The sequence below is a fragment of the Pseudomonas asiatica genome, from assembly GCF_040214835.1.
Taxonomy (GTDB): domain Bacteria; phylum Pseudomonadota; class Gammaproteobacteria; order Pseudomonadales; family Pseudomonadaceae; genus Aquipseudomonas; species Aquipseudomonas putida_Z.
This window is the reverse complement of the sequence record NZ_CP157874.1, coordinates 3,540,879-3,565,742: the sequence shown is the minus strand read 5'-3', so window position 1 is coordinate 3,565,742 and position 24,864 is coordinate 3,540,879. Positions and strand designations below refer to the sequence as shown.

The following is a 24,864-nucleotide window of genomic DNA, read 5'->3' as shown; positions in this document are numbered from 1 at the left end:
TGAGCGGCAGCCATGAGCGGCCCACCTGGAGTTCAGCCAAAGGCGATCCCGATGCAACCTGCGTCGGGGGCAGGGGCATCGGGAAGTCTTGCCGGCGGCCTGGGTTCAGGCATGGATCAGCGAGAGGTCGCTGATGATGCAGATCGAGCCGTCATCGGCGGGCGTGGTATCGGTGTAGTCCACCTGGTTGTAGACCCCGCCGTGGAACTCGAATAGCTGTGTAGCCCAGGTGCTGTCGAACTGCAGATCGCCGGACGTACCGCTCACGCCATTGCACTTGGCCGTAACGTTGACCACGCCTGCTGCGGTGGCATGGATGCTCACCTCGAACTTTGCCCCCAGCGGTACCCCCCTGAGCACCGTCGAGTTGATCGGGTCAGTCTGGTTGTAGGTCCGCCGAAAACCCAGGGTGATGTCGCCCTTTTTCCAGAACACCTTCACGGGCGGGCTGTCGTCCCCGTAGACGTGCATCTGCGCGATTACCACCTTCTGCGCCCAGTTGACCTTGGTCAGCGTCATTTCCTGGCGATTCCAGTGATTTGGGGCACCGCCCAAGGTCCAGTATTTCGGCTCCGACCACTCGCAGCGGGTCCTGCGGGTGCTTTTGCTCGAAGCGCCTTTGGTGGGGGCAGACAACTGGACCGAACCATCGCTGAGCACTGTCACGTAGTTCGGGTACAGGGCAATCGCTTCGCTGCCGGTGAGTTCGACCGCTACGGTGCTGATCGACGATTCAGCTACCGGAACGGCGAGGGTAAGGTTGCGGATGTCTACGCTCATGGGGAGAACTCCTGAATGAAAATGACGGTGGGTGCCGCAGCAGCACGGTGGCGGCTGCTGGAATGAAATTTAGCCTTACGCTAAATCATCGTCAATAGCTCATGGCTAAAATAATTTCGCCGGGCGACAAATTACCTGTTGGCGAAAATTTTCCACATCGGGGGCTTTACGCTTGATTTGGCGGTGAGATAAGCTTTCCTTGAATACTGTACGAATATACAGCTGTCAGGATAAGAATATGTCTAAGCCCTTGAAGTCGACGCCCCATCAGCGCCAGGAAATGACCGGAATAGAGCGGCTGAGCTTGCGGGTATCAGCGATGATCAACCACCCGCTCGCGCAGACGCAGCGCTGGGTGACGGTGCATCGCCTGGATACCGACGGTGATGCCGAGTGGGAGGAGGTGATGGGCCTGCTGGCCGAGACGCCCGAACTGGAACTGACCTTCAACGACGACGAGAGCGTGACGGTGCGCTGGGAGCGCGGCAGCGTGGAGGAGCGCGATGACTTTATCGTCGAGCAGGACAGCGAGCAGCAGGTCGAGGAGGCGGCACCTTTCTGAAGGTCAGAAAGAGCCTGCGGGTTGCGTAATGCTGTTCACTCAAGACTGATGTGACATCGATTGGGGCTGCCTTGCAGCCCTTCGCGGGCAAGCCCGCTCCCATAGAACTGCGCATAACTCATTAAATTAGCAGGGACTTTGTGGGAGCGGCTTTAGCCGCGAACACCGGCGCAGCCGGTGCCATGCACCGCGTTGGATTCTTCGCGGCTAAAGCCGCTCCCACAGGGTACGCGTACCGCTTGGCTGTGGGAGCGGGCTTGCCCGCGAAGGGCCGCAAGGCGGCCCCAGTTGCGCGAATGGACAGCATTACACCGGGGTGGTGGGCTTCGCTTTACACAAGGTGTGCATTCCAAACCAGCAGCACCCTGGCCTGGATGTAGGTCTCTTCCCGGCGAATCATGCGGTCCTTGTGCCGCGAGTTGTCGGAAATCATCTCGAAATGGTCTTCGTCGGCAATCTGCAGCCGCTTGATGTAGATGTGGTCGCCCCAGGAGAAGAAGTAGATTCCATCGCCGACGAACTCGCGAATGCTGACATCCACGATCAGCGGGTCGCGGTGCTTGATGGTCGGTTCCATCGACTGCCCCCAGCCGGTCACCATCTTCAGGTGGTGGTGCTCGCTGAACTCCACGCCCAGCTCGCGCAGGTGGCTTGGGCTGACGCGAACATCCTTGAACATCTCGGGGTAGTCGTGGGGGATCTGCCCGCCGCCCATGGCCGCACGGACGTCGTAGTGGGCAATCCACACTTCGTCGCCCACCAGGCCTGGCCGAACAAGTTCAGCCGCCACCAGCGTCGAGTCTGCCGGCTCCTCGGCGGCGGCCAGCAGCCTTTGCCGGGTTTCTTCGGGGATGCCCCTGCCGCTTCTGGCAAGCATCTGCTTGACCAGGTCGGCCGCGGAAAGCTTGCTGTCGCCAGCCTCGACCGGCGACTGCGCCTGGTCGCCCGCTGCCATCGCGTCGAACCACCCCCGCGGCAAGCCTTCGATGCCCTCGATCCTGCGGGCCACGTCATCGCCCAGGTTCTTCGCTGTCTTGTCCGAGAGGATCTGGCTCAGGTGCGCAGGCGCCATCCCCCAGCGCTCTGCGCAGGATCCCTTCCTCTGGCTGCCGATCAGCTTGATCAGGTTGTGCTTGCGAATTTCGTAGATGTCCATGGGGCGAAGCATGCCAGTGTTTAGCTTGCTGCTAAATATGCTCAAGGCTAAATTTCTCTTGTCATGATATTAGCTGTAGGCTAAATTAAATGTGCAAGCAAGGAAAGCCACCGAGAAGCTGTTCTCCAGGCTTACGACATCACCATCCGTTATGAGGTTTTCATGGACCCGACTGACCTCGGCCCAGGCACCATCACCTGGCTGGGCGGAACAGGCACCGTGTTGCTGGGTGCATTCCTCTGGCTGCGCAAGTGGCTGTCCAGGGATGCAGCTGACCGTGCCATGGACAACGCTGATATTGGCGTGGTCCGGCGCCTGAACGAGTTGCTCGATATCGAGCGTGACGCCCGAAGGGAAGCGCAGGCCAGGGCCGATCAGTTTGCAAAGGAACGCAATGAACTGGTGATCACCGTAGGGCGCCTGGAAGGCAAGATCGAAGCGCTGACCAGTCGGGGCGGCCATCCTCCCCGGCAGGTCACCGTCCAGGGCGAGGGGATCGCCCGCCTGCGCGGGAAGCAGGGTGAGTGAGGCGGCCCGCAAGACAAATTCTGTTCATGCCCATGCGTATGGGCCCTTTTCTGTATGGAGACAACATGGCTCGATTGGATTCTGCCGCTGCCGGCGGCGCGAACGTGCTCGCATTCCTGGACATGCTGGCCTGGTCCGAGGGTACCTCGACCATCGCTGCCAGTGACGATGGCTACAACGTCCTGGTCGGCGGCCAACTGTTCAATGACTACAGCGGGCACCCGAGGCAGAAGGTGTGGTTGCCCAGCTACGGCATCCACAGCTCTGCGGCAGGGCGGTACCAGATTCTGGCCGGTACCTGGGATGCCATCGTGAGCACTTATGGCTTCAATGGCCGCTTTACCCCTGAGGCCCAGGACCTGGCGGCCATCAAGTTGCTGAGCGAGTGTGGCGCAATGGCAATGATCAAGGCCGGCCGCATTGCCCAGGCGATCGCCAAGGCCGCGCCGATCTGGGCCAGCCTGCCTGGCGCGGGCTACGGTCAGCGCGAGCACCAGTTGGCCGCGTTGTTGGCAATGTTCATAGCCTGCAGCGGGGAGGTTCAGGCGTAACGCCCAGGCAAAAAAAGACCCGCCAGGTAGGCGGGCCAGAAGGGCGTAGGGAGCAACGCACAACAAATACGGGTCAGGCGACCAGGGTGCCTGGTTGCAACTGTTCGACCAGGGCCTGGGCCGAGGCGAGGGTCGGCATCGGGCCGCTTACGGCTTCGCCGTTGCGTACCAGGTACCAGCATGCCAGCAGGCCCTGCTGACGCAGCGAAGCGGGGACGGCACTGCCGACGACGGACATGATCTGGATAGTGGCCATGTGGACCTCCTGTAAAACATGGCCCTACCTTACGCAGCAGCCGGGGCGGTTTGAAATTAACTTCCTCGATAGTGGTCATTGGTTCTATCAACATTTACCACCGCGGCGGGCCGTAATACACCGGTGGCGGGCCGTAGTAGGTGCGGTAGCCCGGGGGCGGTGGTGCTGGCACGTAGTACGGCTGGTAGTACACCGGCGGTGGCGGTGGTTGCACGTACACCGGTGGCGGCCCGTAGTAGACCGGTTGGCGCTCGACGTACACGGTACGGTCACGCCCGCCATAAACCGTCGCCCCGACCACGGCGCCAACCACGGCCGCACCCAGCAGCGGGCCGGGGCCATACCAACCGCCATGGCCATGGCCGCCGTGGGCGACAGCGGGCGCGCTGATGGCCAGGGCGCCGACCAGCAGGGCGATTCCGGGAATGTGACGGTTCATGAAGAAACCCTCGCAAGGACACCCCAAGTGTGGGGTCCTATTACTATGACTCCACTTTTCGTCAGCTGAGCACGGGGGAACGGTAAAGGTTGTGTAAGCGACGACCAGCGGTTACGTCTGTTACGCTGAACAAACGTTTCAGTTATGACAAAGGAGCAGGTTATGTCGACAACTCCCAGCAGAGACACCGTGCTGTGCATCTCCCTGGCGGGCCGCCCCGGCACCTTCGGGGTACGGTTCCACAACCACCTGTACCAGCAGCTGGGCCTGGACTTCTACTACAAGGCCATGCGCACCGATGACCTGCCGGCGGCGGTGGCGGGCATACGTGCCTTGGGTATCCGCGGTTGCGGGGTATCGATGCCGTACAAGGAGGCCTGCATGGCCCTGGTCGACGAGATCGACCCATCGGCGGCGGCCATCGAGTCGGTCAATACCCTGGTCAATAGCAATGGTCACCTGAAGGCTTACAACACCGATTACCTGGCCGTGCGCCAGTTGCTGGAGCAACACCAGGTCGACCCGACCACGGCGTTTGCCCTGCGCGGCAGTGGCGGCATGGCCAAGGCGGTAGCCAGTGCCTTGCGCGATGCCGGGTTCGCCGAAGGCATCATCGTTGCGCGCAACGAGCAGGCGGGGCGGCAGCTGGCGGATGTGTGTGGTTATCGCTGGGTGGCGGAGCTGGGCGACCTGTGCCCACCCATGCTGGTGAACGTGACGCCGATCGGCATGGCGGGCGGGCCCGAGGCCGAGGAGCTGGCGTTTTCCGAGAACGCCATCGCCGCGGCGGCGCGGGTGTTCGACGTGGTGGCGATGCCGGAGAGCACACCGTTGATCCGACGGGCGCGGGCGTTGGGCAAGCCGGTGATCACCGGGCTGGAGGTGATTGCGCTGCAGGCGCTGGAGCAGTTCGTGCTGTACACCGGGGTGCGACCCACCTTGGCGCAGGTGGAGGCGGCGGTGGCGTACGCCCGGGATATCTGATTACTCCGGTGCCGGCCCTTTCGCGGGTAAACCCGCTCCCACAGGGATAGCGCACGCATGTAGCAGCGGCGCTACCCCTGTGGGAGCGGGTTTATCCGCGAAGAGGCCGGCACAGGCATCGACAAGGTCAGAACACCTTGTGCCCTTCATCCAGCTGCTGGTCGACCAGCGCCCGGCCATGGGCCAGCGACACATGCTGTGCGTTCTCGAGGTCGGAGAAGAACTTCATCGGCATCGACATGCGCCTGCTGGTGTGTCCGTCGGGGTCGGTGATCAGGCACCCGGCGGCATAGGGCAGGGGGGAATCGGGGTGGGGCATCACGCTGGCGGTGATGGTGTGCTTGCGATATTCACAGTGAAGAGATTGCATCGTCCTTACCTCGCTGTGGCATGTGAAGCAGTTACCTTCATATACCACAGCAAGGGGCCGGGAGTTCCCGGCCCGACGAGCGAGCCGCGATGAGCGCTCAGCCTTTGAGTTCGGTCGGCTGGATTACTTCGACCCAGTAACCGTCCGGGTCCTTGACGAAGGCCAGGTGGTTCATGCGCCCGTCCTGCAGGCGCTTCTGGAACGGTACGTCCAGTGCCTCGAAGCGTGCGCAGGCGGCGCGTACGTCCGGTACCGAGATGCAGATGTGGCCAAAGCCGCGTGGGTCGGTGTTGCCGTTGTGGTAGGCAAACTCGGCATCGTTTTCGGTGCCGTGGTTGTGGGTCAGCTCCAGCACGCCCGGGATCGACTTCATCCACTGGTGGCGTTCGCTGTCATCGGCCGGGATCTGCGCCGGGTCGACCAGGGCCAGGAAGTACAGGCTGAAGGCAGCTTCGGGGAAGTCGCGCTTGTCCACCAGGCGGAAGCCCAGCACGCGGGTATAGAAGTCCAGGGACTTCTCGATGTCCTTGACCCGCAGCATGGTGTGGTTGAAGACGAACTGGGCGGTGGCGGCGTCCGGTTGGGCGGTGACGCCAGGCAGGGTTTGCAGATCATGCAGGCTCATGGGAACTCCTGAGACGGGGCCGGGCGCAGGGCGCCGGCAAAACAGACAGGCCGGCCATGATACGGCAGTGTGCCGATTGCGCAAATGAAAGCGCCCTGCACGAGGCAGGGCGCTGGAATTAGAGGCCCGCATGTGCGGGCGCGTGATGGGGTCGCTAGTCCTTTAGCTGTCTCGATACTGAGCCAGCCCTTGTGAAAAAAGTGTGAAGCACGTGTGGACGTTTCATCAGCGTACCCAGCTTTCTACCGTGGCGGCTCCGTATTGTTCTTTCCAGGCCTTGAGCCCGCGGTGGTTGCCGCCTTTGGTCTCGATCCGCTCGCCGGTGTGCGGGTTGGTGTAAACCTTCACCACGCGCGCGCGGCGCTGTTGCTTGGGTGCTGCACTGGAAACCCGGGCCACTGCCTTCGGGTCGAGGATGGCGATGATATCGCGCAGGCTCTTGTCGTAGCTTTTCATCAGGCCGACTAGTTTCTGCTCGAATTCGATTTCGCGTTTGAGGCCGGCATCCTTTTTCAACGCTTCCAGTTGCGCCATCTGTTCCTGGAGCGCTTTTTCGGCAGCACGAAACTCTGCAAGTCTGGACACTGTAATCACTCCTGTACGTCGGTCGTGGCAGGGCGTGACGAACATTGAAGAAGAATAAAAACGCCGGCCACGCGGGTGGGTTCCGCTGTTCGCTGATATCGAGTGTAGTCATTCATGGGTACTGGGTAAACTGCAAACTTTTTGTAAGTAAGCCGGGAACTTTCCTAGTTTTGCGCGCGGTATTGTCCGGTTTTTTCGCGGTTGCCTTGCGGTGCGCTTAGACCATGGTCCAATGGCCCGTGCCAGAGCCTTCGCGCGATAATTTCAGATGATGGCCGGCTATTGTTCGGCCCCCTCGCAGTACCGTGGCCAGCACGTGCCACAGGTTGTTTACTCGCCTTGATTCTGGATGTTTTCTCCCATGTTTGCCCCTTTCCCCATCGCCCCCGGGCGTCGTGTTGCCGGCTTGTTCCTGTTGTGTGCCGGCGTCAATGCCCAGGCCGCCGGTTTTCTTGAAGACAGCAGTGCTAAGGTCGAAGCACGCAATGTCTATTTCAACCGGGATTTCCGTGACGGCCACAGCAGCTCCAGCCAGGGAGCGTCCAAACGCGAAGAATGGGCACAAGGTTTCATCCTCAATGTGCAGTCGGGTTATACCCAGGGGCCGGTAGGTTTTGGCGTGGATGCGCTGGGCATGTTCGGCTTCAAACTTGACTCCAGCCCGGCAGACAGCAACAGCGGCCTGTTGCCGTCTTCCGGCCATGACCCACGGCACTCGGCGGACCAGTACGCGAAGATGGGCCTGGCGGCCAAGGTCAAGGTTTCCAATACCGTGCTCAAGTACGGTTCGATGATGCCGGATGTGCCGCTGCTCAAGTACAACGATGGCCGCCTGCTGCCGACCATGTTCCATGGCGCCATGCTCACCTCCGAAGAAGTGCGCGACCTGAAGTTCACCCTGGCCCGCCTGGACAAGTACACCGCACGGGATTCCACCGACCGCCAGGACATTCGCGTGCATTGCAAGAACAAGCGCTACGCCTGCGATATCGAGGCTGACCACTTTGACCTGGCCGGTGTCGATTACCGTTTCAACGAGCGCTTCAGCGCCCAGTACCAGGTGGCCAAGCTGGAGAACATCTACCGCCAGCACTTCCTCGGCCTGGTGGCCAGCCAGCCATTGGCGGTGGGCAGCCTGTCGGCAGACCTGCGCTTGATCAAGAGTGACGACATCGGCAATGCCCGCGCCGGCGAAATCGACCATCGCGCGTTCAGCGGCATGCTCGGCTACAGCCTGGGTGGCCACAAGCTCAGTGCCGGCTGGCAACGCATGTACGGCGACAGTGCCATGCCATACCTGGATGGCACCAACCCGTACCTGGTCAACTATGCCCAGGTCAACGACTTCGCCGCCGCCCAGGAACGCTCCTGGCAGGTGCGTTATGACTATGACTTCAAGGCCCTGGGCGTGCCCGGCCTGACCTTCTTCACCCGTTACATCAACGGTGACAATATCAAGGTGCCGGGCAGCACGGCCGAAGGCAAAGAATGGGAACGCGACACCGAGTTCAAGTACCAGGTGCAAAGTGGCACGTTCAAGGACGTCAGTGTGCGCCTGCGTAATTCCACTTACCGCAGCAACTATGAAAAGTGGGCGCGTGACATGGACGAGACACGGGTCATTGTCAGCTACAACTTCTCCATCTTCTGACGGGGCGCTTTGCCAAATACCAGCAGCCACCTGACAATGGCTGCTGGTTCCCGCAAAGGGCAGGGCAATGAAAGACCTGTTGTTGATCGGCATCGGCCCGGGTGACCCGCGCCAGGTCACCTACGAGGCGGTCGATGCGCTGCGCCAGGCCAGCGTGTTCTTCGTGCTCGACAAGGGCGGCGACAAGAACGAACTGGTGCACCTGCGCAAGGCCATCCTGCAACGCTACCGGCCCGAGGGCGGCTACCGCCTGGTGCAGGTCGCCGACCCTGCACGCGATGGCCAGGCCGATGACTACCTGGGCGCGGTGCAGGACTGGCACCGGCAGCGTGCGGCGCTGTACGCCCAACTGATCGAACAGGAGATAGGCATTGGGGAAACCGGCGCCTTTCTGCTGTGGGGCGAGCCGACGCTGTACGACAGCACTCTGCGCATCCTTGGCCTGGTCCGCGAGCGTGGTGTGGCGCTGCGTCTGCAGGTCATTCCGGGTATCAGCAGCGTGCAGGCGTTGGCGGCGCGCCATCAGGTGCCGCTCAACCGCATCGGTGAGCCATTGACCGTATTGCCAGGGCGGCGCCTGGCCGGGCAGGGGCAGATCGACAATGTGCTGGTGATGCTCGACGGGCAGTGCGCGTTTGCCCGGCTCGATGACCCGGCGTTGATGATCTACTGGGGCGCGTACCTGGGGACCGCGGATGAGGTGCTGATTGCCGGGCCGTTGCAGACGGTGAAGGCGCAGATCCTGGAAGTGCGTGAGCGGGAGCGGGCGCGCAAGGGGTGGATCATGGATAGCTACCTGTTGCGCAGGGAGCTGTGAGGTGTACTGCCTGTTCCGGCCCCTTCGCGGGTGAACCCGCTCCCACAGGCACAGCCCCAGCTTGGGGGCCGCGCGTTCCCTGTGGGAGCGGGTTCACCCGCGAAGCAGACGACACCTTGCTCACGGTGTACCCAGAATGGCCTGCACCTTCTCCCGCAACTGGTCGATGCTGAACGGCTTGCCGATGAGGTGCATGCCCTCCGGTACATCGACGCTTTCGGCATAGCCACTGGCGAACAGCACCGGCAACAGCGGGCGCAGTTCGCGCGCCTTGGCCGCCAACTCTTCGCCACGCATGTCCGGCAGCCCCACATCGGTCATCATCAGCGCCAGTGCCTGGTTCGGGTCCTCGAGAATGCGCAGCGCCGCGTTGGCATGCTCCGCTTCGATGACGGTGTAGCCCAACTCGTCGAGCACTTCGACCATCAGCATGCGTACGATGTCGTCGTCTTCGACTACCAGAAGGTGCATGGTTGCGATCCTGTGCAGAATGAATGTCTTTAATCTGTGCTCCGGATGGCAGCAGAAGTTCCCCGAGGATACCGGTCCGTGCAATCAGATGGAACGATTGGCGCACATCACCTTCAAATACTGGCTAAATGCCCTGCCAGACCCGCCAAAGCTGGTTAGACTCGCTTTACGGGACAGAGCAGTGGCAGACAACTACAACGATCGATTTGCCACACTTTCAATGGACTTTACTTGCTCGGGCGTTTTCACATGATTCAAGCAGCCTCGATGGACCAGCGGAGCTTCCGCAAGCTGTTGAGCCGCAACGTCGGCCTACCCCTGGGGGTTGGCCTGCTGGGGGCCGTTGCCTTCGTCGCGGTGATCAACTACCTGCTTTCGGCCTTGCAGTGGGTCGAGCACACCGACCGGGTGATCGGCAATGCCAACGAAACGGTCAAACTGTCGATCGACATGGAAACCGGCATGCGTGGCTTCCTGATCACCGGCGACGAGCGTTTCCTCGACCCCTACGAGGTGGCCAAGCCGCGCATCTTCGGCAGCCTGCAGAGCCTGCGCGGCATGGTCGAGGACAACCCGCAACAGGTCGAACGCATCGACCGGCTGATCGCCCTGCAGCAGGCGTGGAACACCTTCGGCAGCGAGATGATCAACTTGCGCCGCAGCCAGGGTGATTACCGCGCCTTGATCGGAAACGGCCGCGGCAAGCGCCTGACCGACGAGATCCGCAAGGAGTTCGACAACCTGATCGCCAGCGAACAACAGTTGCGCATGGCGCGCAACGAGCGGGTCAACAGTGTGACCGTCACGGTCATGTCGTCCTTCGTGCTGTTCATCATCGGCCTCAGTGCCTTGCTGGCCTACCTCGGGCGGCGCGACCTATTGGCGCTGTCGGGTACCTATGACGAAAACTTCAAGGCCCAGCAGCGCGCGGCCGAGCGCCTGGAACACCAGGCCTGGCTGCGCAACGGGCAGACGCAACTGGCCGAACAGGTGCTCGGCCAGCTGACCCTGCCCATGCTCGGTGACAACATCCTGCGTTTCTTCGGCGGTTACCTGGGCAGCGTGGTCGGCGCGCTGTACGTGCGTGACGAGCATGGCCGCCTGGTGCGTGTGGCCAGCTATGGCCTGGATGCCGAGGAGCAGGCCCGCGAGCAGGTGCTGGGCGATCACGAAGGCCTGCTGGCCCAGGCCGTGCGCGAAGCGCGGCTGCTGCGCCTGGACGACTTGCCCGACGACTATTTCCACCTCAGCTCCGGCCTGGGGCGGGGCCTGCCGCGCAGTGCCATGCTGATGCCCTGCAGTGATGACGGGCAGATCAACGGTGTGCTGGAGCTGGGCTTCCTGCGGCCGCTGCAGGAGCGTGACGAAGAGATGCTGCAGCGGGTCCGTGGCAACCTCGGTATCTCCATCGAAAGCGCCCGCTACCGGCAGCGCCTGCAGGAAGTGCTGGCCGAGACCCAGCAACTGAACGAAGAGCTGCAAGTGCAGCAGGAAGAGCTGAAAACCGCCAACGAAGAGCTCGAAGAGCAGTCCCGCGTGCTCAAGGAGTCCCAGGCCCATCTGGAAACCCAGCAGGCGGAACTGGAGCAGACCAACGAGCAATTGTCCGAGCGCACCGAGGCCCTGGACCGCAAGAACGACGAACTGCTCCAGGCCCAGGACGAGCTGCAGGCGCGCGCCGAGGAGCTGCAGCGTTCGAGCAAGTACAAGTCCGAGTTCCTCGCCAACATGTCCCACGAGCTGCGCACGCCGCTGAACAGTTCGCTGATCCTGGCCAAGCTGCTGGCGGAGAACGGCGAGGGCAACCTCAGCGACGAGCAGGTCAAGTTCGCCGAATCCATCTACTCGGCCGGCAACGACCTGCTCAACCTGATCAACGACATTCTCGACATCGCCAAGGTGGAAGCCGGCAAGCTCGAAGTGCGCCCCGAAAGCACCCAGGTGGAACGCCTGGTCGAAGGCCTGCGTGGCATGTTCGAGCCGCTGGCCGGGCACAAGGGCCTGGCCTTCGAGGTGACCACCGAGGCGCAGGTGCCGGCCACGCTGTTCACCGACCGCCAGCGCCTGGAGCAGATCCTCAAGAACCTGCTGTCCAACGCCATCAAGTTCACCGAGCGCGGCCAGGTCAGCCTGAACATCGGTTACCAGCCTGGCACCGGCATCGTCTTTGCCGTGCGCGATACCGGCATCGGCATCGCCGCCGACCAGCAGCAGGCGATCTTCGGCGCCTTCCACCAGGTCGATGGCACCAGCAACCGCCGTTATGGTGGCACCGGCCTGGGCCTGTCCATTTCCCGCGACCTGGCGCACCTGCTGGGTGGGCAGATCAACGTCGACAGCAGCCCCGGCCAGGGCAGCGTGTTCAGCCTGATCCTGCCGGAGCGCTATGAGCGCGTGGCGCAGGATATCGAGCCGCTCAGCCTGCGCCCGGCGGTCGACAGCCTGCCACCCGCGCCGCAGGCACCGGCGGTGGCGGCGCCGAAACGCCAGGCACCGGCATTCGCCGACGACCGCGAGCGCGCGCCGTTCGGCAACCGCTGCATCCTGGTGATCGAGGACGAACCGAACTTCGCCCGCATCCTCTTCGACCTGGCCCACGAGCTGGGTTACAGCTGCCTGGTGGCGCAGGGTGCCGACGAGGGCTTCGAGCTGGCCGCCCAGTACATCCCCGATGCTATCCTGCTGGACATGCGTTTGCCCGACCATTCCGGCCTGACCGTGCTGCAACGCCTGAAGGAGCAGGCGAGCACCCGGCACATTCCGGTGCATATCATTTCCGTGGAGGACCGGGTCGAGGCTGCCATGCACATGGGCGCCGTCGGCTACGCGGTCAAGCCCACCAGCCGCGAACAACTCAAGGAAGTGTTTGCCCGCCTGGAGGCCAAGCTGACCCAGAAGCTCAAGCACATCCTGCTGGTGGAAGACGACGACCTGCAGCGCGAAAGCATTGCCCGCCTGATCGGCGACGACGATGTCGAGATCACCGCCGTGGCCATGGCCCAGGATGCCCTGGCGTTGCTGCGCGAGAACATCTACGACTGCATGATCATCGACCTCAAGCTGCCCGACATGCTCGGCAACGAGCTGCTCAAGCGCATGACCGCCGAGGACATCCGTGCCTTCCCGCCGGTGATCGTGTATACCGGGCGCAACCTGACCCGCGAAGAAGAAGCCGACCTGCTCAAGTATTCGCGCTCGATCATCATCAAGGGCGCCCGTTCGCCGGAGCGCCTGCTCGACGAAGTGACGCTGTTCCTGCACAAGGTCGAGTCGCAGCTGTCCAACGAACGCCAGCGCATGCTCAAGACCGCGCGCAGCCGCGACAAGGTATTCGAAGGCCGCAAGGTGCTGCTGGTGGACGACGATGTGCGCAACATCTTCGCCCTGACCAGCGCGCTGGAGCACAAGGGCGCGATCGTCGAAATCGGCCGCAACGGCCGCGAAGCCATCGAGCGCCTGGAGCAGCATGACGACATCGACCTGGTGCTGATGGACGTGATGATGCCGGAGATGGACGGCTTCGAGGCCACCCGGCTGATCCGCCAGCAGTCGCGCTGGCGCAAGCTGCCGATCATTGCCGTGACCGCCAAGGCGATGAAGGATGACCAGCAGCGTTGCCTGCAGGCCGGCGCCAACGATTACCTGGCCAAACCGATCGACCTGGACCGCTTGTTCTCGCTGATCCGCGTGTGGCTGCCGCAACTGGAGCGAATTTGACTAGCGAACGTAACACCGATATCGAAATCCGCTTGCTGATCGAGGCCATCTACCTCAAGTACAGCTACGATTTCCGCAACTATTCCGGCGCGTCGATCAAGCGCCGGATCCTGCATGCGCTGCGCCAGTTCGACTGCCTGACGGTGTCGGCGCTGCAGGAGCGCGTGCTGCACGACCCTGGCATGTTCATGCAGTTGCTGCAGTACCTGACGATCCCGGTCAGCGAAATGTTCCGCGACCCGGGGCACTACCTGGCGCTGCGCAACGAAGTGGTGCCGCTGCTGCGTACCTGGCCGTCGATCAAGGTGTGGATCGCCGGCTGCAGCACGGGCGAGGAGGTGTATTCGATGGCCATCCTGCTGCGCGAGGAGGGCCTGCTGGAGCGCACCATCATCTACGCCACCGACATCAACCCGCATTCGCTGGACAAGGCCAAGCAGGGCATCTACTCGATGCAGAGCATGCGCGAGTACGCCGAAAACTATCGCATCGCCGGCGGCCGGCGGGACTTTGCCGAGTACTACACGGCAGCCTACGGTAACGCCATCATGGACAGCACCCTGCGCGACAACGTTACTTTCGCCGACCACAGCCTGGCCACCGACAGCGTGTTTTCCGAAACCCAGCTGGTGTCGTGCCGCAACGTGCTCATCTACTTCAACAAGGAACTGCAGGACCGCGCCCTGGGCCTGTTCCACGAGTCCCTGTGCCACCGCGGCTTCCTGGTGCTGGGCAGCAAGGAATCGGTGGATTTTTCCGCCTACAGCGAGCGCTTCGAGCCGCTGGTCAAGCCCGAACGGATCTACCGCAAGTCATGAAAGGCGTACGCGCGATGGTGGTCGGCGCCTCGGCGGGCGGCGTGACGGCGCTGTTCAGCGTGCTGGGCGCGTTGCCGGCCGGCTTCGCCATCCCGGTAATTTGCGTGCTGCACCTGCCCGATGACCGCCACAGCCAGCTGGCCGAGGTGCTGCAGCGCCGCCTGCGGCGGCCAGTGTGCGAGGCCCGCGACAAGCAGCCGCTGCGCGCCGGGCAGATCTACGTGGCCGGGCCGGGTTACCACCTGTCGGTGGAGCGTGACCTGACCCTGTCGCTGAGCCAGGAGCCGCCGGTGCATTTTTCCCGGCCGGCGATCGACTACCTGTTCATGTCGGCGGCCGATGCCTATGGTGCCGGCCTGCTGGGCATGCTGCTCACCGGGGCCAATGAAGATGGCGCCGAAGGCCTGGCCTATATCAAGCACAACGGGGGCCGGACCGTGGTCCAGGACCCTTGTGACGCACAGGTGGCGCTGATGCCGGAGGCCGCACTGGCCCTGCACCAGCCCGACCATATTCTTTCTCTGAGTGGCATCGAGCAATTGCTCGCCGCCCTGGAACCCAGCGCATGCTAAGCCACACCATCGCCAAACTGCTGATCGTCGACGACCTGCCAGAAAACCTGCTGGCCCTCGACGCCCTGATCCAGGGCCAAGACCGCGAGGTGCACCAGGCCCAGTCGGCCGAGGCAGCGTTGTCGCTGTTGCTCGAGCACGAGTTCGCCCTGGCCATCCTCGACGTGCAGATGCCGGGCATGAACGGTTTCGAGCTGGCCGAGCTGATGCGCGGCACGGAAAAGACCCGCAACATCCCCATCGTGTTCGTCACTGCCGCCGGGCGCGAGATGAACTACGCGTTCAAGGGCTATGAAAGCGGCGCGGTGGACTTTCTGCACAAGCCGCTCGACACCCTGGCGGTGAAGAGCAAGGTATCGGTTTTCGTCGACCTGTACCGCCAGCGCAAGGTGCTCGACCGCCAGTTGCAGGCCCTGGAACGCAGCCGCCAGGAGCAGGAGCTGCTGCTGGCCCAGCTGCAAACGGCGCGGGGTGAACTGGAGCATGCCGTGCGCATGCGCGATGACTTCATGTCGATCGTGTCCCACGAGGTGCGCACCCCGCTCAATGGCCTGATCCTGGAAACCCAGCTGCGCAAGCTGCACCTGGCACGCGGCAACCTTGCCGCCTTCAGCGGCGACAAGCTGCAGGCCATGGTCGAGCGCGACGAGCGGCAGATCAACAGCCTGATCCGCCTGGTCGAAGACATGCTCGATGTATCGCGCATCCGCACCGGCAAACTGTCGCTGCGGCCCAAGGCGTTCGACCTGGGCCAGCTGGTGCGCGGCCTGGTGGAGAACTTTGCTGCCCAGGCCAGCGCACTGGATACCCATTTCGAGTTGCAACGCTGCGAGCCACTGCAGGGTGAGTGGGACGAGTTTCGCATCGAGCAGGTGCTGGCCAACCTGCTGTCCAATGCCTTGCGTTATGGTGAGCGCAAACCGGTGCAGGTGCGGGTGTTCGAGCAGGACGGCCTGGCCTGCGTGCAGGTGCAGGACCATGGCATCGGCATCTGCGTTGCCAACCAGCAGCGCATCTTCCAGCAGTTCGAGCGGGTCGCCACCCAGCAGGCCAGTGGTGGGTTGGGCCTGGGGCTGTACATATCGGAGCAGATCGTCCAGGCACACGGCGGGCGCATACTGGTGGAGAGTGAAGAAGGCAAAGGCGCCACCTTTACCTTGCAGTTGCCACTGGCAACTTACGAACAACAAAACGACCAGGCACGGGCAACCTCTGCCTGAGCCTGGGGTCTGATGGCCAGCTGTAAGTATTTCAAGGCGTTGACATGAGTGAAGATGCACAAGATGTAGTACTGGTGGTCGAGGACGAACCGGCGATTCGCATGATCCTGCGTGATTACCTGGCAGGCGAGGGCTACCACGTGCTGGTGGCCGAGGATGGCGAGCAGGCGTTCGCGATCCTGGCGAGCAAGCCGCACCTCGACCTGATGGTGACGGACTTCCGCTTGCCGGGCGGGATTTCCGGGGTGGACATTGCCGAGCCGGCGGTGAAATTGCGGCCGGACCTGAAGGTGATCTTCATCAGCGGCTACCCGGCAGAGATTCTCGAATCCGGCAGCCCGATCACCCGCAAGGCACCGATCCTGGCCAAGCCGTTCGACCTGGATACCTTGCACGAGCAGATCCAGTCGCTCCTGCGCTAGCCTGCACTGGCCCTTTCGCGGGTAAACCCGCTCCCACAGGAGCTGTGCAAGTCTCAAGGTTTGCACAGTTCCTGTGGGAGCGGGTTTACCCGCGAAAGGGCCGGAACAGGCTAGCGCAGTGTCCGCTCCAGCCCACCCACCAGCATGCTTTCCATCAACCCCAGCCCCTGTTCTTCGGGCAAGGCCTTCAACAACCCCGGCAACTGGTTCAGCAGCGTCGCCACCACATGCGCCGTGGCCACCAGGGCTTGCCCCTGCAACTTCGCCTGCGGTGCGATCAACCTCAGCAACCCCGCCTCATAGCGCTTGCGCAGCAAGGCCAGGCGCGCCTGCTGGTCCTCGCTCAGGCAACAGAAGTCGCGCTCCGCCAGGCGAAACTGCATGGGCCGCTCGGCATGCAGCTGCCAGTGCGCGGCAATCAGGCAGCTCAACGCCGACGCCCCGCGCGCCATGGCCCTGCGCCCCTGGTCCAGGGTGGCCTGCAACTCTTCGTACAACTCCTCGATCAGGTCGTACAACAAGTCCTGCTTGCTGGGAAAGTGGTGGTAAAGCGAGCCTGCGGTAAGCCCCACATGGGCCGCCAGCTCGCGCATGCTGACCTGGCCAAAGCCCTTTTCGGCAAACAGCGCCATGGCCCGGTCACGTCGCTCTTCAAAGTTGGCACAGCGCATCGCGGCATTGACCGGGGGCATGGCGTTCGCTCCTCAGTAGGTGAAGAAACCGCGGCCGCTCTTGCGCCCCAGCCAACCGGCCGCGACCATTTCCTTGAGCAACGGGGCAGGGCGGTACTTGCTGTCGTTGAAGCCTTCATGGAAGGCCTCCATGATCGCCAGCAGGGTGTCCAGGCCGATCAGGTCGGCCAGGGCCAGCGGGCCGATCGGCTGGTTGCAGCCCAGGCGCATGCCGGTGTCGATGTCCTCGGCACTGGCCAGGCCTTCCTGGCGCACGAAGATCGCTTCGTTGATCATCGGCACCAGGATGCGGTTGACCACGAAGCCCGGGCGGTTGCCGGCGGTGATCGGGGTCTTGCCGACCTTTTCGGTCACCACCAGCGCCTGGGCGTAGGTGCTGTCGCTGGTCTGCAGGCCGCGAATGATCTCGACCAGCGCCATCATCGGCACCGGGTTGAAGAAGTGCACGCCAATGAAACGCTCGGGGTGCTCGATGCTGGCCGCCAGCTGGGTGACCGACAGCGACGAGGTGTTGGTGGCGATCAGGCAGTCGGCGGCGACGTTGGCCGCCACCTGCTGCAGGATGCGCTGCTTGAGCTGCAGGTTCTCGGTGGCGGCCTCGATCACCAGCTGCGCGCCACTCAACTGGGCGTAGTCGGTGCTGGTGCGAATGCGCGTGCGTGCGGCTGCCGCCTGGTCGGCGTCGAGGGTGCCTTTGCCGACCTGGCGCTCGAGGTTCTTGCTCAAGGTGGCCACGCCGCGCTCCAGCGCAGCGTCGGAAACATCCACCAGCAGTACCTGGTAGCCGGCCACGGCACACACCTGGGCAATGCCGTTGCCCATGGTGCCAGCGCCGATCACGGCAATCTGTTCAATGCTCATGTGTCAGGCTCCCTCAGACGCGCTCGAAGACCACGGCGATGCCTTGGCCACCGCCGATGCACATGGTGGCCAGGGCGTAGCGGCCCTGGATGCGCTGCAGCTCATGGATGGCCTTGGTGGCGATGATCGCGCCGGTGGCGCCCACCGGGTGACCCAGGGAAATGCCCGAGCCGTTGGGGTTGACCTTTTCCGGGTCGAAGCCCAGTTCGCGAGCCACGGCGCAGGCCTGGGCGGCGAAGGCTTCGTTGGACTCGATCACATCCAGGTCCTGCACCTTCAGGCCGGTCTTCTCCAGCACCTTGCGGGTGGCCGGGATCGGGCCCAGGCCCATCAGTTCAGGCTCGACGCCGGCATGGGCGTAGCCCACCAGGCGTGCCAGCGGCTTCAGGCCCAGGCGGCGCACCGCATCACCACTGGCCAGTACCAGGCCGCCAGCGCCGTCGTTGATGCCACTGGCGTTGCCGGCGGTAACGGTGCCGTCTTTCTTGAACACGGTCTTCATCCCCGCCAGTTGCTCGGCGGTTACTTCGCCACGCACATGCTCGTCGGTGCTGAACTGCACGCTGCCCTTGCGGGTTTTCAGTTCCAGCGGGACGATCTGGCTGGCGAAGCGGCCTTCGGCAATGGCGCGGGCGGCGCGGCGCTGGCTGGTCAGGGCCAGTTCGTCCTGCATTTCGCGGGTAATGCCGTGCTTGGCCGCAACGTTCTCGGCAGTGATGCCCATATGGAAGTGTTCGAACGGGTCCTGCAGCACGCCGACGGTGTAGTCGATGCCTTGCAGGTCACCCATGCGAGCGCCCCAGCGTGCCTGCGGCAGCAGGTACGGGCCACGGCTCATGGATTCGGCGCCGGCTGCCACGGCCACGTCGGTGTCGCCGAGCAGCAGGCATTGGGCTGCCGAGACGATGGCCTGCAGGCCCGAGCCGCACAGGCGGTTGACGTTGAATGCCGGGGTTTCCTTGGGGATGCCGGCGTTCATTGCCGCTACGCGGGCCAGGTAGGCGTCACGCGGTTCGGTGGGGATCACCGTGCCCATCACCAGGTGGCCGACTTGCTCGGCGGCCACGCCTGAGCGCTCGATGGCGGCGCGGGTGATGGCGCTGGCCAGGTCGGCCAGCGGCAGGTCCTTGAGGGAACCGCCAAAGCCACCAATGGCTGAACGGACGGCACTGACGACGTAGATTTCTGCGCTGCTCATAGGGGCTCCGATTGCGAAGGCATGGCGGGACCGGGCCAGGCTCTGCGAGAATGGCCGGCGATCCCGGAGTGGGACCGAGTCTAGGCAAAGGCTCTGTTGCAGCCTATGCCGGAACTGTTCAGACAACCTGGCACTTTTTGCCACTCAGCATAGACAGCGAAAACCGCCATGCGCGATAGCGATTCGGTCGCCGTGTACTTCCTCAATGCCATGCTCCACGCCCTGCGCGACTGCCCCGCCGAACGCGATGCGCAGCTGCGTGCGGTGGGCATCGACCCGCAACTGCTCGAGCAGCCCCAGGCCCGGGTACCGGCCAAGGCCTTCGCCCAGCTGTGGCTGGCGCTGATCCAGCGCCTGGACGACGAGTTCTTCCGCCTCGACAGCCACGGCATGCCGCCGGGCAGTTTCGCCCTGATCTGCCGGGGCCTGATCCTGGAGCCGAACCTGGAAAAGGCCTTGCGCCAGTGCATGGGCGGTTTTGGCCTGTTCCTGCGCGATTTGCGCGGCAGCCTGACGCTGCGTGGCGGGCGGGCGCTGATCAGCGTGCAGTCGAGCATCGCCGACCCGCTGACCCGGGTGTATGCCGAGGAAACCTACCTGGTGCTGATGATCGGCATGCTGTGCTGGCTGGCCGGGCGGCGGATCGCCATCGACCGCACCGAGCTGGCGGTGTCGCGCCCGGCCCAGGAGGACGACCTGCTGCTGTGGGGGCCGGACCTGCGCCTGGGCAGCGGACGCACCGAGGTGGAGTTCGACAGCGCCTACCTGCGCCTGCCGGTGGTGCAGGACGTGGCGGCCCTGAAAACCTTCCTGCGCAGCGCGCCGCAGGGGCTGGTGATTCGCTTTCGCAACCAGAACGGGCTGGTGGCCGAGGTGTACCGGCACCTGCGGGCGCGGCGCTATGGGCAGTGGCCGACGCTGGCTGCGCTGGCGCAGCAGCAGGGGGTCAGTGCCAGTACTTTCCGTCGGCAGCTGGAGCGGGAAGGGCGTTCGTACCAGCAGATCAAGGATGAAGTGCGCCGGGCAATGGCCTTCGAACGGTTGCGCGAAGGGGAGCTGAGCATTGCCGAGATTGCCGAGCAGACCGGGTTCCAGGAGCCCAGTGCGTTTCACCGGGCGTTCAAGAAATGGACCGGGCAGAGCCCCGGCAGCTACCGGGCGCGTTTGGCCGGGCGTTGAGATGTTGCCTGTGCCGGCCTCTTCGCGGGTAAACCCGCTCCCACAGGGGACTCACAGAATCTGAAAAATGTGCTGTACCTGTGGGAGCGGGTTCACCCGCGAAGAGGCCGGTACAGGCTACCGATCAATGATCAGGCCGGCACCATGGCAAACCCGACCCCGAAGCGGTTCCAGGCATTGATGGTGGCAATTGCCAGGGTCAGGTTGGCCACCTCGGCCGGCTCGAAGTGTTCCTGCAAGGCTTCATATTCGCCCTGCGGCGCGCCGTGCTCGGGCAGCCGGGTCAGGCTCTCCACCCAGGCCAGCGCAGCACGCTCGCGCGGGGTGAAGTAGGCGGTTTCCTGCCAGACGCACAAGGTCTGCAGGCGTGCCTCGGTCTCACCGGCCTTGCGCGCATCGTTGGCGTGCAGGTTGACGCAGTAGGCGCAGCCGTTGATCTGCGAGGCCCGCAGGCGCACCAGTTCCAGCAGGGAATTCTCCAGGCCGCTCTTGGCCAGGGCCTGCTCCAGGCCGACCATGGCTTTGTAGGCCTCGGGGGCGTGCTTGGCCCATTCGATACGGTTGTGCATGGCTGTCTCCAAAGGGTGTGGGGTGGGGATGGCGCTACTGTAGCGCCGCACGTTGGCCTCCCCGATAGCCAATCGCGCGCATCCGCGGGAGGCCAATCGGCCATTCGGGAGGCCACTGACAGGCATCCAATCTCTTCATTTCTGCCAGGCCGCCCAAGCCCGGATAATGACCAGGTCTTGCAACAGGAGAACCGATTCATGTCCGAAGAACGCTACATGCGCGAAGCGCTCGACCTCGCCCGCGCCAACATCAAGCCCGGTGGCCGGCCCTTCGGCGCCGTGCTGGTGTACCAGGGGCAGGTGCTGGCACGTGCGGTCAACGAGATCCACAGCACCCAGGACCCGACCGCCCACGCCGAGATGCAGGCCATCCGCAAGGCCAGCCACGCCCTGGGCCAGGCGCGCCTGGATGGCGCCGAAATCTACGCCAGCGGCCACCCGTGCCCGATGTGCCTGGCGGCCATGCACCTGTGCGGCATCGAGCGGGCCTGGTTTGCCTACGACAACGCCGAGGGCGAACCCTATGGCTTGTCCACCGCGGCGGTATATGCGCAGATGGCTCGCCCGCCCCAGCAGCAGAGCCTGCCGCTGCGCGCGCTGAAGCCCAGCGGCGAAGCCGGTCTGTACCTTGAATGGAAACAGGCCAACGCACAATGAGAGCGGCATTGAACCTGTTGCTGGTCATGCTGCTGGCACTGAACCTGCGGCCGATCCTGACCAGCATCGGCCCGTTGCTCGAACCCATGCGCGCCAGCACTGGCCTGGGTTACCAGCAGGCGGCCTTGCTGACGGCGTTGCCGGTGCTGTGCATGGGCCTGGTGCCCTTGCTGCAACCCTGGTTGCGGCGCTGGATCAGCGAACATGGCGGCATGCTCGCTGGCCTGTCTGCCATCGCCCTGGCCTGCCTGTGGCGCCTGCAACTGGGCAGCGCCTGGGCGCTGATTGCCAGTGCGGTGGTGGCCGGCCTGGGGGTGGCGGTAGTGCAGGGCATGATGCCGGGGCTGGTCAACCGCTGGTTCCCCGGCCGCCTGGCGGGGGCGATGGGCCTGTATTCGGCAGCGCTGATGAGCGGCGGCGGCCTGGCCGCCGTGCTCGGGCCGCACATCAGTGGCTACTTCGGCCACTGGCAGGTGGGCCTGGGCGTGTGGGCGATCCCGGCTGTGCTGGCGGTGCTGGCCTGGGCCGTGCTGCGGCCACGCCAGCAGGCGCCGAAGCTGGCCGGTGCCACCGGCGGTCACTGGTTCGGCACGCGCCGGGCCTGGTTGCTGGCGCTGTACTTCGGCTTGATCAACGGCGGCTACACCAGCATGGTGGCCTGGTTGCCGGCCTATCACATCGAGCATGGCGGCAGTGCCCAGGGCGGTGCCGACCTGGTGGGCCTGATGACCATCTTCCAGGTGGCCGGCGCACTGGGCCTGCCGTTGTTGCTGCGGCGCTGGGCAGACCGGCGCCCGGGCCTGTGGCTGGCCTTGGCGATCCAGCTGGTGGGTTTCCTCGGCCTGCTCCTGGCACCCACGCTGGCCTCGGGGCTGTGGGTGGCGATGATCGGTTTCGGTCTGGGCGCCTGCTTCAGCCAGAGCCTGACGCTGACCCTGGAGCACCTGAAGACGCCTGCCGAGGCTGGCAGCCTGGCGGCGTTCGTGCAGGGCATCGGCTTCATCATCACCGGCATCGTGCCATACGTCACCGGCTGGTTGCGCGACATGAGCGGTGATTTCCAGGCCTCGTGGACGCTGCTGACCGTGACCGTGGTGGCAATGCTGCTGGTTACCGCCTGCTTCAACCCCCGCGGTTATGCCGCGGCCATTGCCCGCCCGGTAGTGGCGGGCAAGGCCGCGCCGGTCAACTGAGGCGCTGCAGGGTGTCGCGCACCCGGTCCAGCGCCGGGTCGATGTCCAGCAGCTCGATGGCGCCGAAGCCCAGCAACAGCCCCGGGCGCACTGGCGCTTCGCTGAAGAACGGCGCCAGCGAGTACAGGCCGACCTCCACCTTGCGTGCGAGGTTGGCCAGCAACTCGACATCGACCCCAGGTTTGGCCAGGGCGCTGAGGTGGAACCCGGCGCTGGCGGGGATGGCGCTGAACCACGGTGACAGGTCGCCGCCCAGCCGCGCGAGGATGCGTTCGCGACGGGCGCTGTAGACCTCGTGGCAACGGCGGATGTGCTTGTTCAGGTGGCCTTCGCCGAGAAACCGCGCCAGTGCCCACTGCAACAGGGTCGGGCTGTGCCAGTCGCTGAGGTGCTTGGCCACGCAAGCGGCCTTCAACACGGCGGGCGGCAGTACGGCGTAGCCCAGGCGCAACTCGGGCAGCAAGGTCTTGGAAAAGGTCCCCACATAGGCCACCAGGCCATGGCGGTCGAGGCGCTGCAACGCCTCCGCGGCTGGGCCGTGGTAGCGGAACTCGCAGTCGTAGTCGTCTTCGATGATCAACGCACCCAGCTCGGCGGCCCGTGCCAGCAGGGCGTGCCGGCGTGGCTCGCTCATCGGCATGCCCAGCGGGAACTGGTGCGAGGGCGTCACGTAGATCAGCCGGGTGCCGTCGGCGATCTGTTCCACGCACAGGCCTTCATCGTCCACCGGTACCGATTGCAGGCGCGCGCCCAGGGCCAGGAACAGTTGCCGCGCTGGCGGGTAGCCCGGGTCTTCCATGGCTACCTGGCAACCCGGCTCCACCAATACCCGGGCGATCAGGTCCAGAGCCTGCTGGGCACCGTTGCACACCAGCAGGTCGGCAGCGCTGCAGTGCACGCCGCGGGCGTAGGCAACGTGATGGGCAATGGCCTCGCGCAGCTCTGGCAGGCCCTGGGCCGGGAACTGCCGCTCGGGGTGGCGCTGGCTGCGGCGCAGGGCATGGTTCAGGCAACTGCGCCACTGGTCGAAGGGGAACTGCGCCTTGCTCGAGGCCCCGCCGATGAAGTCGTAACGCGACGGAGCCTCCAGCTGGCGTCGGCTCAGCACGGTGGCGCGCTGCTGCCAGCGCTCGAGCGACGCGGCACCAGCCAGGGGAATGGCGGGCGATTCGCTGCTGCGCAGCGGCTGGCGCGGGGTGACGAAGGTGCCCCGGCCGACCACGCCGCTCAGCAGGTTGTCATAGGTCAGCCGGGAATAGGCCTCGGCCACGGTCTTGCGCGACACGCCCAGCTGCTCTGCCAGCAGGCGGCTTGGCGGCAGTTGGGTGCCGGCGGCCAGGTGGCCGCTGTCGATGCCGGCACGCAATTGCTGGTAAAGCTGGTCGGCCAGGCCTTTGCGGCCTTCCAGGCGAATGTGCAGTTCCATGGAGCGGTCCGGAGCGGGGAAGTGCTCAGGATAGCGGATTGGTCGGGGAAGGGCATGGGGCCGCAATGCGGCCCATCGCGACACAAGGCCGCTCCCACAGGTACAGCGCTGCAATCAAAGTCTGTGATGTCCTGTGGGAGCGGCCTTGTGTCGCGATGGGGTGCAAAGCACCCCCAGAAAGCCAACGCAAACTCAGATCCGGGCAGTACTCACCGTGATGTAGCCCTTGTCTGCCAGCGCGATACGTATCACCGTCTCGTCCGCCGGCGCCTTGCGGTTGCGCTTGATGCGAACGCCTTCCACCGCCGCCGCTTTCATATGCTCGGTGATGGCCCGCCCGTTCGGGTCGAAGAACAACTCGCTGGCCAGCAACTCGATACGCTCGATCAGTTGGCGGGAGCGTTCATCGGTGGCGCAGAAGAACATCACCCCCGACAGGTGGGGGTCTTCGTCCGGGTTGTTCATGTCATGGGCCAGCAGTTCGCGCAGGGTGCTGCGCAATTCGGCAGTGGGGCGGGCGTACAGGTGCATGCGGAACCTCCTCTGGATCGCGACCTTGCGTCAT

Annotated in this window: 28 protein-coding genes; 14 read left to right on the top strand and 14 right to left on the bottom strand. The window is 64.2% G+C overall.

Annotated elements, in window-relative coordinates:
- Nucleotides 1-105 precede the first annotated feature (105 nt).
- Nucleotides 106-780 (bottom strand): polysaccharide lyase family 7 protein, encoded by a 675-nt coding sequence (locus tag ABNP31_RS15890; protein WP_238066515.1) that lies wholly within the window; start codon nt 778-780, stop codon nt 106-108.
- A 238-nt stretch (nt 781-1,018) separates the two neighbouring features.
- Here ABNP31_RS15890 and ABNP31_RS15885 point away from each other — a divergent pair, with 238 nt between their 5' ends.
- The gene (locus ABNP31_RS15885) at nt 1,019-1,342 is read left to right on the top strand and encodes a DUF1654 domain-containing protein (RefSeq protein ID WP_025338682.1); all 324 of its coding nucleotides are present in this window, start codon (nt 1,019-1,021) and stop codon (nt 1,340-1,342) included.
- A gap of 331 nt (nt 1,343-1,673) precedes the next feature.
- On the opposite strand, the gene ABNP31_RS15880 is transcribed toward ABNP31_RS15885, so the two are convergent.
- Complete coding sequence (locus ABNP31_RS15880) at nt 1,674-2,498, bottom strand: S24 family peptidase (protein ID WP_350012509.1); 825 nt, start codon at nt 2,496-2,498, stop codon at nt 1,674-1,676.
- A 162-nt stretch (nt 2,499-2,660) separates the two neighbouring features.
- Here ABNP31_RS15880 and ABNP31_RS15875 point away from each other — a divergent pair, with 162 nt between their 5' ends.
- Together ABNP31_RS15875 and ABNP31_RS15870 are read left to right on the top strand one after the other, a co-directional pair.
- Nucleotides 2,661-3,026, top strand: a complete 366-nt coding sequence (locus tag ABNP31_RS15875) for a chemotaxis protein (protein WP_075044881.1) — start codon at nt 2,661-2,663, stop codon at nt 3,024-3,026.
- 65 nt (nt 3,027-3,091) lie between these two features.
- Nucleotides 3,092-3,577, top strand: coding sequence for a glycoside hydrolase family 24 protein (locus tag ABNP31_RS15870; RefSeq protein ID WP_085615190.1), 486 nt, complete (start codon nt 3,092-3,094; stop codon nt 3,575-3,577).
- A gap of 73 nt (nt 3,578-3,650) precedes the next feature.
- On the opposite strand, the gene ABNP31_RS15865 is transcribed toward ABNP31_RS15870, so the two are convergent.
- Complete coding sequence (locus tag ABNP31_RS15865; protein WP_025338686.1) at nt 3,651-3,833, bottom strand: hypothetical protein; 183 nt, start codon at nt 3,831-3,833, stop codon at nt 3,651-3,653.
- Between the two features lie 94 nt (nt 3,834-3,927).
- A complete protein-coding gene (locus ABNP31_RS15860; protein ID WP_025338687.1) occupies nt 3,928-4,272 on the bottom strand; it encodes a hypothetical protein in 345 nt (114 codons plus the stop codon).
- Nucleotides 4,273-4,434: 162 nt separating this feature from the next.
- Here ABNP31_RS15860 and ABNP31_RS15855 point away from each other — a divergent pair, with 162 nt between their 5' ends.
- On the top strand, nt 4,435-5,256 hold the full coding sequence (locus ABNP31_RS15855) for a shikimate 5-dehydrogenase (protein WP_085665157.1): 822 nt from the start codon (nt 4,435-4,437) through the stop codon (nt 5,254-5,256).
- Between the two features lie 127 nt (nt 5,257-5,383).
- Here ABNP31_RS15855 and ABNP31_RS15850 read toward each other — a convergent pair whose 3' ends face one another.
- The 3 genes from ABNP31_RS15850 to ABNP31_RS15840 all read right to left on the bottom strand — a co-directional run bounded on the left by ABNP31_RS15850 (nt 5,384) and on the right by ABNP31_RS15840 (nt 6,836).
- Entirely contained in the window at nt 5,384-5,626 is a 243-nt protein-coding gene (locus ABNP31_RS15850) for a hypothetical protein (protein ID WP_013973119.1), read from the bottom strand.
- Nucleotides 5,627-5,723: 97 nt separating this feature from the next.
- Nucleotides 5,724-6,251: a lactoylglutathione lyase gene (gene gloA, locus ABNP31_RS15845; RefSeq protein ID WP_025338689.1), complete on the bottom strand. Its 528-nt coding sequence runs from the start codon at nt 6,249-6,251 to the stop codon at nt 5,724-5,726.
- 225 nt (nt 6,252-6,476) lie between these two features.
- Nucleotides 6,477-6,836 carry a histone-like nucleoid-structuring protein, MvaT/MvaU family gene (locus ABNP31_RS15840; protein WP_015270810.1) on the bottom strand — a complete coding sequence of 120 codons (360 nt, stop codon included), beginning with the start codon at nt 6,834-6,836 and terminating at the stop codon, nt 6,477-6,479.
- 361 nt (nt 6,837-7,197) lie between these two features.
- Here ABNP31_RS15840 and ABNP31_RS15835 point away from each other — a divergent pair, with 361 nt between their 5' ends.
- Together ABNP31_RS15835 and cobF are read left to right on the top strand one after the other, a co-directional pair.
- Complete coding sequence (locus ABNP31_RS15835) at nt 7,198-8,487, top strand: OprD family porin (RefSeq protein ID WP_238066512.1); 1,290 nt, start codon at nt 7,198-7,200, stop codon at nt 8,485-8,487.
- Between the two features lie 67 nt (nt 8,488-8,554).
- The gene (gene cobF / locus ABNP31_RS15830; RefSeq protein ID WP_350012508.1) at nt 8,555-9,304 is read left to right on the top strand and encodes a precorrin-6A synthase (deacetylating); all 750 of its coding nucleotides are present in this window, start codon (nt 8,555-8,557) and stop codon (nt 9,302-9,304) included.
- 120 nt (nt 9,305-9,424) lie between these two features.
- Here cobF and ABNP31_RS15825 read toward each other — a convergent pair whose 3' ends face one another.
- The gene (locus ABNP31_RS15825) at nt 9,425-9,775 is read right to left on the bottom strand and encodes a response regulator (protein ID WP_085665154.1); all 351 of its coding nucleotides are present in this window, start codon (nt 9,773-9,775) and stop codon (nt 9,425-9,427) included.
- Between the two features lie 249 nt (nt 9,776-10,024).
- Here ABNP31_RS15825 and ABNP31_RS15820 point away from each other — a divergent pair, with 249 nt between their 5' ends.
- Genes ABNP31_RS15820 through ABNP31_RS15800 form a run of 5 tightly spaced genes read left to right on the top strand, consistent with a single transcriptional unit; the run spans nt 10,025 to nt 16,524 of the window.
- Nucleotides 10,025-13,492, top strand: a complete 3,468-nt coding sequence (locus tag ABNP31_RS15820) for a response regulator (protein WP_350012507.1) — start codon at nt 10,025-10,027, stop codon at nt 13,490-13,492.
- On the top strand, nt 13,489-14,310 hold the full coding sequence (locus tag ABNP31_RS15815; RefSeq protein WP_003259474.1) for a CheR family methyltransferase: 822 nt from the start codon (nt 13,489-13,491) through the stop codon (nt 14,308-14,310). Before ABNP31_RS15820 ends, ABNP31_RS15815 begins: the two co-directional genes overlap by 4 nt.
- Complete coding sequence (locus tag ABNP31_RS15810; protein WP_238066510.1) at nt 14,307-14,882, top strand: chemotaxis protein CheB; 576 nt, start codon at nt 14,307-14,309, stop codon at nt 14,880-14,882. The genes ABNP31_RS15815 and ABNP31_RS15810 overlap by 4 nt, the downstream gene beginning before the upstream one ends.
- On the top strand, nt 14,876-16,102 hold the full coding sequence (locus tag ABNP31_RS15805; RefSeq protein WP_085665152.1) for a hybrid sensor histidine kinase/response regulator: 1,227 nt from the start codon (nt 14,876-14,878) through the stop codon (nt 16,100-16,102). The genes ABNP31_RS15810 and ABNP31_RS15805 overlap by 7 nt, the downstream gene beginning before the upstream one ends.
- Before the next feature lie 44 nt (nt 16,103-16,146).
- The gene (locus tag ABNP31_RS15800; protein ID WP_003256176.1) at nt 16,147-16,524 is read left to right on the top strand and encodes a response regulator; all 378 of its coding nucleotides are present in this window, start codon (nt 16,147-16,149) and stop codon (nt 16,522-16,524) included.
- A 110-nt stretch (nt 16,525-16,634) separates the two neighbouring features.
- Here the strand turns inward: ABNP31_RS15800 and ABNP31_RS15795 are convergent, their stop codons facing one another.
- The 3 genes from ABNP31_RS15795 to ABNP31_RS15785 are packed head-to-tail and all read right to left on the bottom strand — an operon-like array spanning nt 16,635 to nt 19,275.
- Nucleotides 16,635-17,216, bottom strand: a complete 582-nt coding sequence (locus ABNP31_RS15795) for a TetR/AcrR family transcriptional regulator (RefSeq protein ID WP_075044895.1) — start codon at nt 17,214-17,216, stop codon at nt 16,635-16,637.
- A gap of 12 nt (nt 17,217-17,228) precedes the next feature.
- On the bottom strand, nt 17,229-18,077 hold the full coding sequence (locus ABNP31_RS15790; RefSeq protein WP_085665150.1) for a 3-hydroxybutyryl-CoA dehydrogenase: 849 nt from the start codon (nt 18,075-18,077) through the stop codon (nt 17,229-17,231).
- A 13-nt stretch (nt 18,078-18,090) separates the two neighbouring features.
- Nucleotides 18,091-19,275: an acetyl-CoA C-acyltransferase family protein gene (locus ABNP31_RS15785; RefSeq protein WP_025338698.1), complete on the bottom strand. Its 1,185-nt coding sequence runs from the start codon at nt 19,273-19,275 to the stop codon at nt 18,091-18,093.
- Between the two features lie 168 nt (nt 19,276-19,443).
- On the opposite strand from ABNP31_RS15785, the gene ABNP31_RS15780 reads away from it, so the two are divergent.
- On the top strand, nt 19,444-20,454 hold the full coding sequence (locus ABNP31_RS15780; RefSeq protein WP_025338699.1) for an AraC family transcriptional regulator: 1,011 nt from the start codon (nt 19,444-19,446) through the stop codon (nt 20,452-20,454).
- 131 nt (nt 20,455-20,585) lie between these two features.
- Here ABNP31_RS15780 and ABNP31_RS15775 read toward each other — a convergent pair whose 3' ends face one another.
- Nucleotides 20,586-21,023, bottom strand: coding sequence for a carboxymuconolactone decarboxylase family protein (locus tag ABNP31_RS15775; protein WP_025338700.1), 438 nt, complete (start codon nt 21,021-21,023; stop codon nt 20,586-20,588).
- A 198-nt stretch (nt 21,024-21,221) separates the two neighbouring features.
- Here ABNP31_RS15775 and ABNP31_RS15770 point away from each other — a divergent pair, with 198 nt between their 5' ends.
- Nucleotides 21,222-21,680: a nucleoside deaminase gene (locus tag ABNP31_RS15770; RefSeq protein WP_350012506.1), complete on the top strand. Its 459-nt coding sequence runs from the start codon at nt 21,222-21,224 to the stop codon at nt 21,678-21,680.
- A complete protein-coding gene (locus ABNP31_RS15765; protein WP_350012505.1) occupies nt 21,677-22,873 on the top strand; it encodes a CynX/NimT family MFS transporter in 1,197 nt (398 codons plus the stop codon). Before ABNP31_RS15770 ends, ABNP31_RS15765 begins: the two co-directional genes overlap by 4 nt.
- On the opposite strand, the gene ABNP31_RS15760 is transcribed toward ABNP31_RS15765, so the two are convergent.
- Nucleotides 22,866-24,299 carry a PLP-dependent aminotransferase family protein gene (locus ABNP31_RS15760; protein ID WP_350012504.1) on the bottom strand — a complete coding sequence of 478 codons (1,434 nt, stop codon included), beginning with the start codon at nt 24,297-24,299 and terminating at the stop codon, nt 22,866-22,868. The two genes, ABNP31_RS15765 and ABNP31_RS15760, sit on opposite strands and share 8 nt — an antisense overlap.
- 192 nt (nt 24,300-24,491) lie before the next feature.
- On the bottom strand, nt 24,492-24,830 hold the full coding sequence (locus ABNP31_RS15755) for a hypothetical protein (protein WP_013973103.1): 339 nt from the start codon (nt 24,828-24,830) through the stop codon (nt 24,492-24,494).
- Between the last annotated feature and the right edge of the window lie 34 nt (nt 24,831-24,864).